The sequence below is a fragment of the Kitasatospora albolonga genome (assembly GCF_039535905.1).
GTDB classification, from domain to species: Bacteria; Actinomycetota; Actinomycetes; order Streptomycetales; family Streptomycetaceae; genus Kitasatospora; species Kitasatospora albolonga.
Genome location: NZ_BAAAYB010000113.1, coordinates 1 through 15,398, shown reverse-complemented (window position 1 = coordinate 15,398; position 15,398 = coordinate 1). Strand labels below are relative to the sequence as shown.

Here is a 15,398-nt window from a genome sequence, read left to right as displayed (position 1 = left end):
TGCGGGCCCTGGCCGCGATCGACCCCGAGGGACTGGAGGAGGCCTGCACCGAGTCGCTCTGGGACTGCGAGGCCGACGCCCGCCTGCTCGCCGTCGCCGGTGCGCCGGACCGGCCGGGCGTACGGGAGCGCCTGGAACAGCTCCGTGACGACCCGTTGGAGACCCCGGAGGTCCGCCAGGCCGCGGCCCGGCGCCTCGACCGGGCCCGTCCCGACGGATGAACACCACTGGTGCGGGGGGGCAGTCCGGCGCCCCCACGGCGGTGCGCGGGCACGGTCCCGGCCGTGGGGCCGGTGGTCAGTCGGCGAGGAGGGCGCGCAGGCGCTTCTTGTCGGGCTTGCCGACCGGGGTGAGCGGGAGTTCGGGGACCAGGTGGAGGGCCTCCGGGGCGTAGATGCGGCCCTTGTGGGTGGTGACGTAGGTACGGAGCTCCTCGAGTTCGGGCTGCCGGCCCGGGGCTGCGACGACCACGGCGTGGACGTGTTCGGCCTGGTGGGCGTCGCGGACGCCGAGCACCGCGACCTGGGCGACGGCAGGGTGGGTGAGCAGCAGGTCCTCGACCTCGGACGGGTGGACGTGGCCGCCGACCACGATGATCTTGTCCGACTGGCGGTCGGTCAGGTAGAGGTAGCCGTCCTGGTCGAGGTAGCCGATGTCACCGGTGTGCAGCCAACCGTCGCGCAGCACCTGGGCGGTGAGGTCGGGCCGCTTCCAGTACCCGGCCATCAGGCCGTAGGAGCGCACGTGGATCTCGCCGACCGCCCCGGCCGGCAGCTCGGTGCCGGCCTCGTCGCGGACCACCACCTGCACCCCCGGCAGCGGGCGCCCGACCGGGATCCGGCCGTCGGGGCCGACCCGGTCGTGGTCGTGGGCCTCGAGGACGGCGATGTTCATCGCCTCCGACATCCCGTAGCCGCTGGTCAGGATCGGCCCGAACACCCCGATGGCCTCGCGCACGCGGGTCGGTGAGGCGACGCTGCCGCCGTAGCTGACGCGGTGCAGGCTGGAGAGGTCGGTGCGGCCGATCGCGGGATGGTCCAGCAGGCGGTGGAGCAGCGGGGGCAGGACCCAGAGGTCGGTGATGCGCTCGCGTTCGACGGCGGCCAGGACCTCACCGGGGTCGAAGGAGCGCTGGAGGATCACCTCGCCGCCGTGGTGGAGCGTCAGATCGCTGAGCACACCGGCGAGGTGGGCGAGCGAGGTGGCGGCCAGGAAGCGCGGGCGGCGCCCGTCGGCGGGGCCGAACGGGACGTCGAAGGCCCGGCGGTAGGGGCCGTGCAGGCTGAGGATGCCCTTGGGGACGCCGGTGGTGCCGCCGGTGTGCCGGATGCCCAGGTGGTCGTCCGGGCCGACCGCCACCGCCGGGGCCCGTCGGGCCGGCCGGCGGCGGCCGCGATCACGTCCTCGCCGATCGCCTCCCCCTCCGCCTTCGGGGCCGGACCCAGGGACAGGACGGTCGGCACGTCGACCAGGGCGAGCAACTCCGGTGCGTCCGCGTACCGTTCGGCGTCCACCAGGAGGACGGCGGTGTCGACGCTGGTGACGATCTCGGCCAGCACCTCGGCGCTCATGCCGTCGTAGAGGTTGACCACCCGCGCGCCCGCGACCCCGGCCGCGTGCCGGGCGCTGAGCGCCTCGGGGGTGTTGCCGGTGAGCAGGGACACGGTCGTGCCGCGACCGGCGCCCCGGGCGATCAGCTCGTGGGCCAGCCGGTGGGTCGCCGCGACGTACTCGCCCGCAGTGATCCCGACGCCGTCGGCGGTGGTGAGCACCACGCGGTCCGGTTCACCGGTGAGGGACCGGAGGATCAGGGCGGGCGCGCTGACGAACTCCGGCTCACTCATGGCCTGTTCCTCCTGCGGTCGTTGGTTGGTGTCCGAATCGACAGCCTAGACGAGCGCCCGGTCGCCGTACGGGGTTTTCCCACCGCCGCCCCTGACGCCGTGTCACCCCCCGACCGGGCCCACCTGGTGGCGGACGTACCACTCGGTCCCGGTCAGCGCCTCCCGCTCGTCGGCGCTCATCGCGGCCAACCGGCCGGGCAGGGCGCCGCGTTCGACCTCGCTGCGGTGGGCGAAGATCGCGCAGAGCTTGGTCCGCACCCACGGCCGGACGTCCACGGCCACCCCCACCAGCTCGTCCGGCATCGCGTACGCCGCCCGGCCCGGCCTCACCAGCCGCCCGCCCAACTCCCGCGCCACGGACTCCGGGTGGGTGGCCGCGTAGACGGCGGCCGGCCGCCAGGCGGGCCCGGCCTCGGGGTGGAGCAGGCCGAGGCCGGCGGCTTCGGCGGCGAGCAGGGTGACCTGGTGGGTCCGGCGGTGGTCCGGATGGCCCGTGAGACCGCCGTACGCGTCGTGGGTGAGCACCACCTCCGGCCGGAACTCCCGGATGTGCGCCACCAACCGGCCCACCGCCTCGTCCAGCGGCACGTCGCACCAACGCGCCGCCCCCGGCGCCGACTCCGCCACCTTCGCATCCGCGTACCCGAGCAGCCGCGGCTCCCCCGCCCCCAGGATGCCGACCGCCTCCGCCAGCTCCGCCGCGCGCCCGGTGCCCGCCGCCCAGGTCGCGGTCACCACCCCCGTCCGCGCCCCGGCAACGGCCCGCTCGGCCAGCACGCCACCGGCCGCCAGCGACTCGTCGTCCGGGTGCGCGAACACCGCCAGAACGCTTCCCGCCGCCTCGAGCATCACGTCTCCCCCTGCCGTCACGGTGGCTCGCCGCGCCCCGACGACCACGGACCACCAAGCCTGCCAGCCGACACCGGGCCGGGCAACGCGACCGCGCACACGCGGACGGACGGACCGTCAGAAGCGCCGTACCAGTGGGTTTAACCAATGGTGCGTACCGGCACGGACGGATAGCGTGCCCGAATGACCTCAGTGATCCACCAGGCCTCCCGGCCGTTCGACGGCGCCGCGCTCGCCGCCCTCCTCCCGCCCGACGTCCGCCTGCTCGGCCTCGGCGAGCCCACCCACAACGTCGAGGTCTTCCTGGACCTGCGCAACGACCTCTTCCGCCACCTCGTCGAGCACCACGGCTACCGCTCCGTCGCACTCGAGAGCGACGCCCTGTCCGCCTCCGTCGCCGACGCCTTCCTGGCCGACGGCACCGGCAGCCTGGACCACGCACTCGAACACGGCATCAGCCACGGCTTCGGCGCGCTCACCGCCAACCGTGAGCTCCTGCAGTGGATGCGGGCCTGGAACACCGCGCACCCGCCTGAGCAGCGCCTCCGCTTCCACGGCGTCGACGCCCCTCTGGAGATCACCGGCGCCCAGGGCCCCGGCCCAGCCCTGCTCGCGCTGTACGACCTGCTCGCCGAGCACCTCGAACCGCAGTGGAACCGAGCGGAGTTGGTGGATCTGCTGGGCCCGGAGGAGCGATGGTCCGACCCCGCGGCGCTGACCGATCCGTCGGCCTCGGTCGGCCGCACCCCGGAAGCCGCCCGACTGCGCCTGGCCGCCGACGACCTCAGCACCCTGCTCGCTGCCGAGGCGCCCCTGCTGGCCGCCGCCACCTCGCCGGACCGGCTCTGGCGAGCCGGGCTGTACGCCCGCACGGCCCGCGGGCTGCTGCGCTACCACTCCGCGCTGGCCGACGACGGGCCCGGCCGGATGAGCACGATCATGGGCCTGCGCGACCTGATGATGGCCGACAACGCCCGGGCCGTGGTGGAGCGCGAGGCCGACCGGGGCCCGACCCTGCTCTTCGCCCACAACCGCCACCTCCAGCGCGAGAAGAGCGTGGTGCCCTTCGGCGACGGACAACTGGCCTGGTGGGGCACCGGCGCGCTGCTGGCCGAGCGCCTGGGGCCCCGCTACGCCTTCGCGGCCTCGACCTTCGGCACCCGCGGGCACGACATCGCCGCCCCGGACACCCTGGAGGGCCTGCTCGCCGCCGAGCAGCCGCACGCCCGGGCCGTGGTCGACCCGGCCCTGCTGGCGGCCGCCCTTCCTCCGGGCACCCCGCCCCGGATCACCGCTGACCCGACGTCCTTCGCCCTCGACCCGGCCACCGTCGCACTGACCGACGCCGTGCTGTTCGTCCGGGAGATCGCGGCCGCCCCGGCAGCGGCTCAAGGGACCTGACGCCACGGCACGGCCAGTGCGGCCGCCCGGAGTTGCGGCCTGTCGGCACGACCGCCGGCCCTCGGCGGAGCCACCCGCCCCGGGCCGCGGCTCGCCGTGTTTCCGGTGCACGGGCCCGGCCGCTAGGGTGTGCTCGCCCACCTCATGATCGGAGCTCACGGTGCCGCCAGAGCCGAATCCGGCCACGCTCTATCCCGACGTGGCCGCGCACGGGAGCCTCGCGGCGGCGCTGCTGGCCCTCGCGGGTGGCGCCGGCACCGTGGTCGAGCTGACGGCCAGTGCGGCGGATCCGCTCTGCCAGGCCTCCGCCTCCGGCGGGTTGGCGCACCGGGCCGAGCTCGCCGTCTCCGCGTCCCGGTTCGAACGGCGCTGGTCCGTCACGGCGTTCGGGACCAACGGGCTGCTGCTCTCGGGCAGCACGGACGAGCTCGGCCACCTCCCGCCCGTGATCGAGGCCTGGCTCGCGGGCGAGCCCCTGGACGTGCTCGCGGCGAGGGCGCGGTTCGACGTGCTGAGCGGACGGCCGGAGGTCGTGGACGGCACCGCCGCGGACCTCGTCGCCGCCGAGTGGGCGTGGCTGCTGAAGCAGGCCAAGGACGCCGACTGGCCCGAGTACCTGGCCCTGGTGGAGGCCGCCCACGCCGAACCGCAGCTGCGGGCGCTCTACCCCTTCACCAGCCACTGGGCCCTGAGCTTCGCCGCCGGACCGGACACCCCGCCGGACGTCCCGCCGTTCCTCTCCCTCCAGGCTCCGCACGGGACGCCGCACTACACGGTCAAGGAGTCCTGGAACGGTCCGACCCTCACCCAGGTCGGCAGCCCGGCCGAGGTGATCGCCTTCGCCGTCGCCAGGCTCCCCGGCTGGCGCACCCTCGTCTCCATGCTCTGAGACGCCGACGGCCCGCCGGTCGCGAGGACCGACGGGCCGCCTGTTGGCCTGCCGTGCTTGCCTGTTACAGGGCCTACTTCAGGCCGGTGTTGATGGCGGAGACCAGCTCACCGTTGGAGGTGTCGCCGCTGAACTCCCAGAAGAAGGCGCCCTTCAGGCCCTGGGCCTTCGTCCAGGCCATCTTGGAGTTGATGGTGGCGGGGGTGTCGTAGCTCCACCAGTTGGTGCCGCAGTGGGCGTAGGCGGTGCCGGCGACCGTGCCGGTGGCGGGGCAGCTGTTCTTGAGGACCTTGTAGTCCTCGATGCCGGTCTCGTAGGTGCCGGTCGCCGCGCCGGTGGCGGTGCCGCCCGGGGCGGACTGGGTGACGCCGGTCCAGCCGCGGCCGTAGAAGCCGATGCCGAGGAGCAGCTTGCTCGCCGGGACGCCGATGGACTTGTACTTGGCGATGGCCTCGGCGGAGCTGAAGCCGGCCTTCGGGATGCCGTCGTACGAGGTGAGCGGGGAGTGCGGGGCGGTCGGGCCCTTGGCGTTCCACGCACCGAAGAAGTCGTACGTCATGACGTTGAACCAGTTCATGTACTGGGCGCCGCCCGCGTAGTCGGCCTTGTCGATGTTGCCGCCGGTGGAGGCGTCGGCGGAGACGGCCGCGGTGATGAGGTCGTTGCCGAACTCGGCGCGCATCGCCTGCATCATCTTCTTGAAGGAGTCGGCGCCGCTGGTGTCACAGCTCAGACCGCAGGCGTTCGGGTACTCCCAGTCCAGGTCGATGCCGTCGAAGACGTCGGCCCAGCGCGGGTCCTCGACCAGGTCGTGGCAGGACTTGGCGAAGGCGGCCGGGTTCTGCATCGCCTGGCCGAAGCCGCCGGACCAGGTCCAGCCGCCGAAGGACCAGATCACCTTGATGTGCGGGTACAGCTGCTTGAGCTTGCGCAGCTGGTTGAAGTTGCCGCGCAGCGGCTGGTCCCAGGTGTCGGCCTTGCCGTCCACCGCGAGGTCGGCGGTGTAGGCGCGGTCGTAGTCGGCGTACGCGTCGCCGATGGTGCACTTGCCGCCCTGGACGTTGCCGAAGGCGTAGTTGATGTGGGTGATCTTGGCGGCGGAGCCGGAGGTCACCAGGTTCTTCACGTGGTAGTTGCGGCCGTAGACGCCCCAGTTGGTGAAGTAGCCGAGCTTGATCTTGTCGCCCGGGTCGATCACGGTGCCGGCGGTCTTGATCGGGCCGGCCGCGCTGGCCGGGCCGGTCAGGTCCTCGGTGTCGCGGGCGACGACGGTGTAGTTGTACGTCGTACCGGCCGTCAGGCCGCTGTCGGCGTAGGTGAGTCCGGCGACGGTGGCGATCTTCACGCCGTCCCGGAAGAGGTCGTAGTTCTTGACCCCGGCGTCGTCGGTGGCGGCGCCCCAGGTGACCTTGAGCGAGGTCTCCAGGATGTCGGAGCCGGTCGGGGTGCCGGGGGCCGAGGGCGCCTTGTTGCCGCCCGGGTTGTCGGTGCCGTCGCAGGAGCCGCCGTTGAGCTTGCAGCCGCTGGGGTTGCCGGGGCCGACGCCGTTGAAGCCGAAGGTGGCGGTGGCGCCGGGGGCCAGGGTGCCGTTCCAGCCCTTGTCCTTGGCGGTCCAGTGGGTGCCGGTGTTGGTGACGGTGGCGTCCCAGGCGGAGCCGACGCTGGTGCCGGCGGGGAAGTCCCACTCGACGGTCCAGGAGGTGAGCGTGGTGGTGCCGGTGTTCTTGATGGTCCACGAGCCGCCGAAGCCGCTGCCCCAGTCGGAGCCCTTGGTGAAGGTGGCGGTGGCGGAGGTCGCCGCCTGGGCCGGGGTGGACAGACCGACGACGGCGGCCAGCGGAAGCACGAGTGCGGTCAGGCCGGCTGCTGCCGCTCTGAACCTGCTCCTGGGCATGGTGGTTCGAGTGCTCAACGGGGCTCCTCGACGTGGGGGAACGGACGAAAGGAGGTGGGGAGTCCGAGCGAGCCGCACGGCCGTCGCGGCTGCTCCGCCGACCTTAGAAAGGTCCGTACCAACTCGTCAATAGGTCCAGACCACTTGGCCTTTACTCTCGCTTTGCCGTGCTCCGCCGCCTCCCCGCGGGCCCTGGCGGCCCACCAGCACCGGCCCTCCCCGGGTCCGTTCCGGAATTCCGGCACCGTTCCGGCCGGGGGGACGGAATGCAGAGGAGGGGGCGGATATCACCGGAAGATCCGTTTCCCGGCCGGCGTCGTGACTGCTCAGCGGGCCCGTGGGAATTCCGGTGCATCGCCCGCCAGCACGGCCCGGCACCGGATGAATGCGAACCGGCCCGGCATTCCCGCGCCCTGACGACCCCTCGGCCCGAGGGCCCCGGCCGGACCCCTGGGGAGCGGACTGTCCGTCCGAGCCGCTAGCTTTGCCGCAACACCGCACGGAGTGTCCGACTCCCTCCGTCTTCGCGGTGGTTTTCGACGACTTGACACGTACGTGGCACGAGATCGAGGTGTGGAGCGCATGGGCTGGCTGGCAGCTGGCGAGGGGTACGAGATATCCCTGGTGGAGGGCAAGGTGACGGCACGTTCGACGTCCGGACGCGCGGCGGGGCGGGAGCTGAAAACCCTGCCGAAGGCGGTCCGCGAGCATCCCGAGACGGAGAAGCTGCGCCGCTTCGCCGAATGGCTGGATCGGCACGCCGCGTCCTGCGTGGCGCAGGCGGACGCCTGGATGGTCTCCTCCCTCCCGGTCCCGACCGGCCTGCTGGCCCGGGTCTGGCCGGACTCCGCCTGGCAGGCGGCGCTGCGCGACCTGGTGGTGGTCGGCGCCGACGAAACCGAGGTCGGCCTGCTCCGCGACGTCACCCCCGAGGGCGAACTGCGGCTGGTGGACCTGGACGGCGAGACCGTCCGGATCTCCCCCGCCACCGTCACCTTCCCCCACCCGGTGCAGCTGCCGGACCTGGAGGACCTGCGCGAGTTCGCCGCCGAGCTCGGCGTCGTGCAGGGCGTGGAGCAGATCCACCGGGCCACCTGGGAGCGCCCGGCCGAGTTCGCCGAGAACACCACCGAGGTCAGGGACTTCGCGGGCGGCCGCTACCCGTCCCGCTTCGGCCTGGCCGCCCGCGCCACCGCGCTCGGCTACAAGGTGACCGGCGGCTACGCCTCCGCCCGGATCCGGGACGGGCTGCGCACCCTGGAGGCCAACGTCTGGATCGGCGAGCCCTACTGGGACGGCGACTCGGAGACCGGCGGGCTGAGCTGGCACGGGGAGGACGGCCGGGCGCTGCCGCTGGGCGAGGTCGGCGCGGTTGCGTGGTCGGAGGGGATGCGGATGGCCGCGGCGCTGTACGCCGGGCGCTCCGTGCAGCAGGAGGGGGAGGACGCATGAGCGGGACCATCACGGAGGACGGCTCGGCCATGGACACGGTGCTGACGCAGGCTCAGGCCGAGGAGCTGCTGCTGGCCGGTGCGGTGCTCCCGCCCGGCACCGAGGGGGCGGGCCGACGGGCGGTCCCGCTGACCGCGCGCACCTACCACCACCCCGCCGTCGAGGGCCGGGTCGTGGTCCGCCTGGTGGCCGCCGAGCTGGGCGCCGCCGAGGACCTGGCGGGCGGCTACCTCGGCCTGGAGCCGCAGGGCGAGCCCGCCGAGGTCGGCCTCGGCCTGCGCCAGGCGCTCGGCTTCCCGGAGTGGGTGCTCGCCCACCACCCGGAGGACGGGCACCACGCGCTCGGCGTGATGCCGGAGTTGGAGAGGATCGCCCGGCAGGCGAAGTCCAAGCCGAAGGCCGCGCTGGACGCCTACCAGGAGCTGGCCGGGCGCCTGGCCGCCGCCGTGCCGCACTTCCTGCCCACCTTCTACGAGCAGGCCGGCCGGGTCTTCCTCGGGGTGGAGAACGCCACCTACGCCTCGCAGATGTTCACCAAGGCCCGCCGCGCCGAGGCGCAGCACGGCCTGGCCCTGGACGAGGAGCGCCTGGACGCGGTCTTCCTGGAGTTCGCGCTGGCGGGTGCCCTGCCCGTCAAGGTGCTCTCCGGGTACGGCAAGGAGCTGTCCGCCCGGGTGCCCGCCGAGGAGGCCTTCACCCGCTTCCGCGAGCTGTGCGTGCGGCGGACGGCGGGCGGCCTGCAGCCCTCCGCGCAGATGGCGACCGACCTGCGCCGCCTGGCCAAGGCCGCGGGCCTGGACCCGGACGACGCCGAGGGCGCGTACCTGGCCGAGCTGCTGGAGCTGCCGGCCACCCTGCGGGCGGCGGGCGGCTGGTGGAAGGGGCACCGGAGCGCGCTGATCGCGCTGGCCCGGCGCGACGCGGCGGTCCGCGGCCGGCTGCTGAACCTGATGCCGACCGGCGACGACTACGAACTCCCGGGCCTGTGGGTGGAGGTCCTCTCCGAGTCGGGCGCGGACGCGGGCCTGGTCGACGTCTCGCTGCCCGAGGCGCAGCGCCCGGCCGACGGGAGCGCGGGCTGGTTCCGCCGGTTCACCAAGTGGCGGGACCGGGGCTGGTACCAGGTGGCCCGGATCCCCGCGCTCCACCCGCTGACGGAGCGGATCGCCGAGGTGCTGCGGGCCGAGCTGGCGAGCACCGGGGAGGCGCTGCCGCTGCTCCCGTCCGACGTCGACCTGGTGGACCAACTCCTCTCCCTGGAGCTCCCGTTGGAGGAGCCGAAGGAGAACACCACGCTGTTCCTGGAGGCCTGGGCGCAGCAGGAGGAGGGCCGGCGCGACCTGCTGGCCCTGGCCGCCGACGAGCGGTTCCACCCGGCGTTCCACCGAGGGTTGAACCGGATCTCGGACGACCGCGAGGGCCGGATCGCCCTCTCGGTGCTGGCCGCCTCCCCCGGCGGCCGACCGCTGCTGGCCGAGTGGACGGCCGCGGTGGCGAAGGCCTCGGCGACCGCCGGGCTGCCCGGGCTGCCGAACGCGCTGTCCCGGCTCAGCTGGCTGCCGGGCGAGGTGCTGGCGCTGGCCGAGGAGGAGGTCCGGGCGGCCGCCGCCTTCGACCTCGGGGAGATCGTGGCGGAGGCGCTGCGGGCCGGTCTGATGGACGAACTGGGCTGGGACGCCTGGGACTCGGCCACCTCCGAACTGGTGCCGCGCAAGGACGTCGACGAGATCATCGTCGCCGACGCCTGGCCGTACCTGATCGCGGCCGGCCCCTCCCAGGCCCGGGTGCTGGGCGCGGACGACGCCGTGCTGGTCCACGACCTGCGGATCCCGGCCGGCGACACCAACCACCGGGACCGGGGCTACCTCTACACCGACGGGTCGCTGCTGGTGCAGTGGGAGTCGCGCGCCAACAACCACCAGCCCACCGGCTACTGGCACACCGCCGCCGACCGGGTCTTCACCTTCGCCGAGCGCACCGAGGTGCGCGGCATGCGGACCACCTACCTGGGCACCCTGCGCAGCCACGGACTGCCGATGGCCGGCGGCGGGTTCACCACCGGGCTGGGCGTGGTGCAGGTCGGCGACACCGCCCTGCCGGGCGACCGGGCGGTCATCTCCGACGGCACCTCCTGCTGGGTCTGGGCCGACCCGGGCGGCACCGACCCGTACACCTGGCTGGAGTACGACCCCGCGACCAACACGACCGGCCGGGCCTCGCTGCCCGCCTTCCTGGCCGACGCGGCCAAGGACGACCCGGCCGGCAGCCGCCGGGTGGGCGGCTGGCTGCTGCCGGACCCGGACGCCGTCGCGGGCCCGGCCGGCGGCCCGGCGGGCGGTCTGGTCGGCTGGCGCACCGTCAAGCTGGCGGACGGCCGGTTCCGGGGCGAGGACGTGGCGGGCCGTCAGGTCTTCCTGCCCGAGGACGCCGAGGCGCCCGACGCGCTGGTGGTCTTCCCGGGGGCCGAGCGGCCCGTCGCGGTGACCCGCAGCAGCTACCGGGCCCAGCTCCGCCGCGAGGACGGCCTCCTGCTGGCCGAGCTGCGCACCGACGACCTGCCGGGCGAGTTCGCCGAGGGCACGCCGCTGCTGCCGCCCATGCGGTTCTGGCACCACCTGCGCCCGCGCGACGAGGCGGGCTCGCTCGCGCTGCGCGCGATGGACCGGGCCACCGCCTCCTCGCTCCTCAAGGTGGCGGTGGCGGCCGACGGTGACCGGCCGGGTGACCTCACGGCCGCGCTGGCCGTGGTGCTGCCCCAGGTGACGCACCACGCCCTGCGCTCCGGCCTGGCCGGCGTGCTGCGCTACGCGGCCCGTCAGCAGGCGGTGCTGGACCAGGTGGCGGTGCGGCTCACCGAGCAGCTGGACGGCGGCGGCGCGGCCGAGGCCGCGCCGAGCGGCCCGGCCGACGAGCTCCTCTCGAGGGCGCTCAGCGGCACCGGCCTGCTCTCCCGCTGGTGGGGCCGGAACGCCACCCACTACGTGGCGGGCCAGTTCGCCTTCCTGACCGCGGCCGCCCTCCCGGAGTCGCCCGCGCGGCCCGCCGGCACCCTGCACGTGGACGCCGCGGAGGCGCCGTACGAGTCGGTGGACTGGCTGCGGCTGCCGGAGCTCGCCGAGGCCGCCGCGGTGCGGGCCGCCACGGCACCGAACGCCGAGCAGCGGGAGGCGGCCGCCTGGTTCGCCGGGCAGTTGGCGGGGCTGGGCCTGACCGGCACGGCGCCGCAGTGGCGCAAGGCCGTGCTGGAGCTGGCGGGCAGTCAGCTGCTGGACTCCGACGGGAGTCACCGCAGCGGCACCGGCGACGCGCTGCTGGCGCTCGGCGGCGGGGCCTTCCTGCTGTTCGCCGACAGCACCCAGCGGACGGACGGGTCGACCCTGTCCACCGTGCTGTTCCACGACCCGGCGCAGCGCTTCGAGGTGCCCGCGCCGTACGAGGTCCGCTCGATCGGCGCGGTCGGCACCGGCGGCCCGGTGGGCACGGTGGCGGCCGTCCTCGCCCTGGCGGCCGAGCGCGGCCCGGCGCCCTGGCGGCCGGAGACGGCCGAGCGGTTCGCCGAACTGACCGGCGTCACCCCGACCCTGGCCGCCCTGGTGGTGGCCGGGCTGCCCCAGGTGGACTCGCACGACGCGAACTTCCTGGACGGAGGCCCGTGACCCTGCTCGCTGAAGGTGGCCGAGGCCGCACGTGGCCCGGGACGAGCTGCGGGCCTGGTGCGCGACGAGCGACCCGTCAGCACCCGATCGGCCGCCCTGCTGCCGGCCGACCCGGCACGCTCTGGATGGGCGGCCACGGACGTCGAGGCCGTCGCGGCGGTCTGGGTGCAGCGCTCGCCGCCGGCTGGCGGTGCCCGAGGCACTGCTGGCCGACGCGCGCAAGGGCCTGCGGGCCCCGTGGGCGGCCAACAGGCGATCGCGGCGGTGCTGGAGCCGCACGCGGCCGAGGATTTGTTGACGAAGGACTGGGCGGACGGTGCGCGGCGACGCTGCGCTGCCGGTCGAGGCGGTGCGGCCGGCTTCACCGCCAACGTGCTGACCGGCGCGCTGGCCGCCGCGGCCTGGCTGGCCACCGCTGCCCGCCGGTGACCCGCTGCGCGCCGCGCTGCCGGCCGCACTGGCCGCCGTCCGGGCCCGGCTGGCCCGCCTGGGCTGAATCCTGGACTCGGACGGTACGTCAGCCTGCCGGACTTCAGAGTCGGCGCGCGCGCCGACCGAGGTCGGCCGGAGGGCTACGAGCGCTACGGCGCGGTCATCATGGCGACCCGACAGCCAGCCCGCGCCGGGGATCCGACACGGCGCTGCTGGACGCGCGGCCGGCAGGTCACCCGTACTGCCGGTGCTGCGCGGCGACGGCAAGCCTTCGCCGCCGAGGTGGCGCTGCGGCTGGCGCGCGTCCGCGACTTCGCCGCGCTGCTGGTGCCCGACCAGGCGCCCCGGCGGCCGGCGAGGCGGGTGCGAGACGGCACCCTGGTGGCCGCAGGCCCGTCCCGTTCCGTGCCGAGCTGGTGGCCGAGGTCCGGGCCGCCACGGCTCGGCGAGACGCGCGTGGCCGACGATGCCGCTCGCCATGCCCGATCCGCACGGGCACGGCAGAGGGACGCGGCGGTTTGCTCTTATCCGATGCGCTCGCCCATGCCCGATCCGACGGACAAGAACACCGCCCGCATGACGCGCGCCCCGGCCCGGCATGAAGGACGGCGCGGGCGGAAGCTCGCCGCCACGATCTGGTGGTGACGGCCACCGGACAGGGCGGCCCGCTCGCTCTCCTGCCCGGCGCCTGGACGAGCGGCGCAGTCCCGTACGTTGCCGCTGACGACCTGAAAGCTCCCGCTGCTCGGCGAGCTCGCCGAGGAGGACGTGCCGCTCGGCACCCTGGTGCCGTCCGCACCGGCCGTCGAGCTCTACCGCCGGGCCTGGCGGCGGATCCAGGACGGCGACCTGCCGCGCTTCGAGGAGCTCAAGGTGAAGCGCGCCGGCCGGCGCCGCTGACCCTCCGTCACACCCCTTCCCGCCGGGGTGCGGCCCCCGCCGCACCCCGGCCCCCATCACCGAGGAACCCCTGATGACCACCGTCACCGAACAGCCCGCCCGGCAGGTCCTCCCCGCCGAGGAGAAGCACGCCGAGGAGCTGGCCTTCCTGGCCGCCCACGACAGCGGCCCGCGCCCGCCCGGCTGGGCGCTCACCCCGAGCGCCGTCGTCACCTTCGTCTGCGGCAGCGACGGCGCGCTGACCCTCGCCCCCGCCCGCCGCAAGGGCACGAAGCTGCCCGCCTCGCTGACCGTCAGCCGCAAGTTCGTCGGCGACCGCGCGCTGGTCGAGCGCTGCGTGGTCACCCTGGCCGGGGAGCGCGGACTGCTGCTGGTCGGCGAGCCCGGCACCGCCAAGTCGATGCTCTCCGAGCTGCTCTCCGCCGCCGTCAGCGGCACCAGCGAGCTGACCGTCCAGGGCACCGCCGGCACCACCGAGGACGCCTTCCGCTACGGCTGGAACTACGCGCTGCTGCTGGCCCAGGGACCCACCCCGCAGGCGCTGGTCGCCTCGCCGGTGCTGACCGCGATGCGCAGCGGGAAGGTCGCCCGGATCGAGGAGGTCACGCGCTGCCTCCCCGAGGTCCAGGACGCGCTGGTCTCGATCCTCTCCGACCGGCGGGTCTCCGTCCCCGAGCTGGCCGGAACGCCGGACGCCACCGTGCCGGCCGCGCCCGGCTTCACCGTGATCGCCACCGCCAACCTGCGGGACCGGGGCGTCTCGGAGATGTCGGCCGCGCTCAAGCGCCGCTTCAACTTCGAGACCGTGGAGCCCATCGCGGACGCGGCCGCCGAGACCGCCCTGGTGCGGGAGCGCGCGGGCTCCGCCGTCGAGCGGGCCGGGGCCGCCTTCGGCGTGGACGACGCGGTGCTGGACGCCCTGGTGACGGTCTTCCGCGACCTGCGCAGCGGCCGCTCCGCCGAGGGCTGGGACGTGGAGCGCCCCGGCACCGTGATGTCCACCGCCGAGGCCGTCCAGGTCGCCTCCTCCCTCGGCCTGGCCCGCGCCTACCTCCCCGGCACCTCCGCCGACGCCCTCGACCTGATGCCCGGTCACCTCCTGGGCGCCGTCCGCAAGGACGACCCCGCCGACCACGCGCGCCTCCTCGGCTACTGGGACGGCCCCGTCCGCCGCCGCGCCGAGGACGGCTCGGCCCTGTGGCGCCGCCTCTGGGACCTGCGGGAGAACCTCCGGTGACGACGCCTCAGACCTCCGCCCCCGGGGCCCCGGCGCACCCGGGCGCGGCCGGCGGCCGTGCCGACGCCGCCCTGCGCGGCGCGGCCACCACTCCCGCCCCGACCTCCACCGCCGCAGGCCCGGGCAGCGGCGCCGCGGCAGCCGACCCGCGGGCGGCGATGGCCGAACTGGCCGACGGCGACGGGCCGCTCCTGATCGGGGTGCGGCACCACAGCCCGGCGCTGGCCGCCGTCCTGCCCGAGCTGCTGGCGGCGGCCGCACCGCAGGTGCTCTGCGTGGAGCTGCCCGCCGACTTCGACCGCTGGCTGCCGCACCTGGCCGACCCCGGCACCGTCGCCCCCGTGGCGCTGGCCGGTGCCGGAGCGGACGGGCGGCTCGGGTTCTACCCGTTCGCGGACTTCTCCCCCGAGCTGGCCGCGATCCGCTGGGCACACCACAACGGGGTCGAAGTACGCTGCTGCGACCTGCCGTTGGGCGATGCCAGCTGGTCCGCCTCCGGGCCGTCCGAGGCCGAGGCCGAACGCCCAGGGCCGTCCTGGGCCGACGGCCTCGTCGCCGGGAACACCGGCCGGGCCGGTGACGACCTGTGGGACCGCACCGTCGAGGTCAGGGCCCCCGGCAGCACGCCCGAGGCCGTCCGCCGCGCCGCCCTGGCCGTCGGCTGGGCGCTGCGCCAGGACTCCGCCGAACGCGGCGGCGTCCCCGCCGTGGACCTCGCCCGCGAGGCCCACATGCGCCGGGTCGTCGCGGCCGCCGCCGAGGGCGGCCGCCGGGTCGCCGTCCTGGTCGGCTCCTTCCACGCCGCCGCGCTCACCCCTTCGGCCTTCCGTGCCGCGCAGGCGGG

General features: G+C 75.0%; 11 protein-coding genes and 2 pseudogenes. 9 read left to right on the top strand and 4 right to left on the bottom strand.

The window, feature by feature from the left end:
* A pseudogene (locus tag ABD946_RS28130) lies at nt 1–221 on the top strand (hypothetical protein); the annotation flags it as partial.
* Between the two features lie 76 nt (nt 222–297).
* On the opposite strand, the gene ABD946_RS28125 reads toward ABD946_RS28130, so the two are convergent.
* From ABD946_RS28125 to ABD946_RS28115, 3 genes and pseudogenes are all read right to left on the bottom strand, one after another.
* The gene (locus tag ABD946_RS28125; RefSeq protein WP_345288215.1) at nt 298–1,359 is read right to left on the bottom strand and encodes an AMP-binding protein; all 1,062 of its coding nucleotides are present in this window, start codon (nt 1,357–1,359) and stop codon (nt 298–300) included.
* Nucleotides 1,360–1,469: 110 nt separating this feature from the next.
* Nucleotides 1,470–1,844 (bottom strand): annotated as a pseudogene (locus tag ABD946_RS28120) (AMP-binding protein); the annotation flags it as partial.
* A 102-nt stretch (nt 1,845–1,946) separates the two neighbouring features.
* Nucleotides 1,947–2,693: a PIG-L deacetylase family protein gene (locus ABD946_RS28115; RefSeq protein ID WP_345288214.1), complete on the bottom strand. Its 747-nt coding sequence runs from the start codon at nt 2,691–2,693 to the stop codon at nt 1,947–1,949.
* Between the two features lie 183 nt (nt 2,694–2,876).
* Here ABD946_RS28115 and ABD946_RS28110 point away from each other — a divergent pair, with 183 nt between their 5' ends.
* Both ABD946_RS28110 and ABD946_RS28105 read left to right on the top strand, forming a co-directional pair.
* Nucleotides 2,877–4,094 (top strand): erythromycin esterase family protein, encoded by a 1,218-nt coding sequence (locus ABD946_RS28110; RefSeq protein WP_345288212.1) that lies wholly within the window; start codon nt 2,877–2,879, stop codon nt 4,092–4,094.
* A 199-nt stretch (nt 4,095–4,293) separates the two neighbouring features.
* The gene (locus ABD946_RS28105) at nt 4,294–4,983 is read left to right on the top strand and encodes a DUF6193 family natural product biosynthesis protein (protein ID WP_345288210.1); all 690 of its coding nucleotides are present in this window, start codon (nt 4,294–4,296) and stop codon (nt 4,981–4,983) included.
* A gap of 73 nt (nt 4,984–5,056) precedes the next feature.
* Here ABD946_RS28105 and ABD946_RS28100 read toward each other — a convergent pair whose 3' ends face one another.
* Complete coding sequence (locus ABD946_RS28100; RefSeq protein ID WP_345288217.1) at nt 5,057–6,877, bottom strand: glycoside hydrolase family 18 chitinase; 1,821 nt, start codon at nt 6,875–6,877, stop codon at nt 5,057–5,059.
* A 582-nt stretch (nt 6,878–7,459) separates the two neighbouring features.
* Here ABD946_RS28100 and ABD946_RS28095 point away from each other — a divergent pair.
* The 6 genes from ABD946_RS28095 to ABD946_RS28070 all read left to right on the top strand — a co-directional run.
* Nucleotides 7,460–8,329, top strand: coding sequence for a DUF4132 domain-containing protein (locus ABD946_RS28095; RefSeq protein ID WP_345288208.1), 870 nt, complete (start codon nt 7,460–7,462; stop codon nt 8,327–8,329).
* Nucleotides 8,326–11,985, top strand: a complete 3,660-nt coding sequence (locus tag ABD946_RS28090; protein WP_345288206.1) for a DNA-binding protein — start codon at nt 8,326–8,328, stop codon at nt 11,983–11,985. Before ABD946_RS28095 ends, ABD946_RS28090 begins: the two co-directional genes overlap by 4 nt.
* A gap of 237 nt (nt 11,986–12,222) precedes the next feature.
* Nucleotides 12,223–12,414: a hypothetical protein gene (locus ABD946_RS28085; RefSeq protein ID WP_345288204.1), complete on the top strand. Its 192-nt coding sequence runs from the start codon at nt 12,223–12,225 to the stop codon at nt 12,412–12,414.
* 771 nt (nt 12,415–13,185) lie between these two features.
* A complete protein-coding gene (locus ABD946_RS28080; protein ID WP_345288202.1) occupies nt 13,186–13,317 on the top strand; it encodes a hypothetical protein in 132 nt (43 codons plus the stop codon).
* Between the two features lie 73 nt (nt 13,318–13,390).
* Nucleotides 13,391–14,554, top strand: coding sequence for an ATP-binding protein (locus ABD946_RS28075; protein WP_345288200.1), 1,164 nt, complete (start codon nt 13,391–13,393; stop codon nt 14,552–14,554).
* A partial coding sequence (locus ABD946_RS28070) for a DUF5682 family protein (protein WP_425558717.1) occupies nt 14,551–15,398 on the top strand: 848 nt, incomplete at its 3' end. The genes ABD946_RS28075 and ABD946_RS28070, both read left to right, overlap by 4 nt.

What these genes read in the sequence shown, in the direction of transcription:
- ABD946_RS28115 (WP_345288214.1), bottom strand. Translation starts at nt 2,693, where the DNA reads ATGCTCGAGGCGGCGGGAAGCGTTCTGGCGGTGTTCGCGCACCCGGAC.
- ABD946_RS28110 (WP_345288212.1), top strand. Translation starts at nt 2,877, where the DNA reads ATGACCTCAGTGATCCACCAGGCCTCCCGGCCGTTCGACGGCGCCGCG.
- ABD946_RS28100 (WP_345288217.1), bottom strand. Translation starts at nt 6,877, where the DNA reads ATGCCCAGGAGCAGGTTCAGAGCGGCAGCAGCCGGCCTGACCGCACTC.
- ABD946_RS28095 (WP_345288208.1), top strand. Translation starts at nt 7,460, where the DNA reads ATGGGCTGGCTGGCAGCTGGCGAGGGGTACGAGATATCCCTGGTGGAG.
- ABD946_RS28090 (WP_345288206.1), top strand. Translation starts at nt 8,326, where the DNA reads ATGAGCGGGACCATCACGGAGGACGGCTCGGCCATGGACACGGTGCTG.
- ABD946_RS28075 (WP_345288200.1), top strand. Translation starts at nt 13,391, where the DNA reads ATGACCACCGTCACCGAACAGCCCGCCCGGCAGGTCCTCCCCGCCGAG.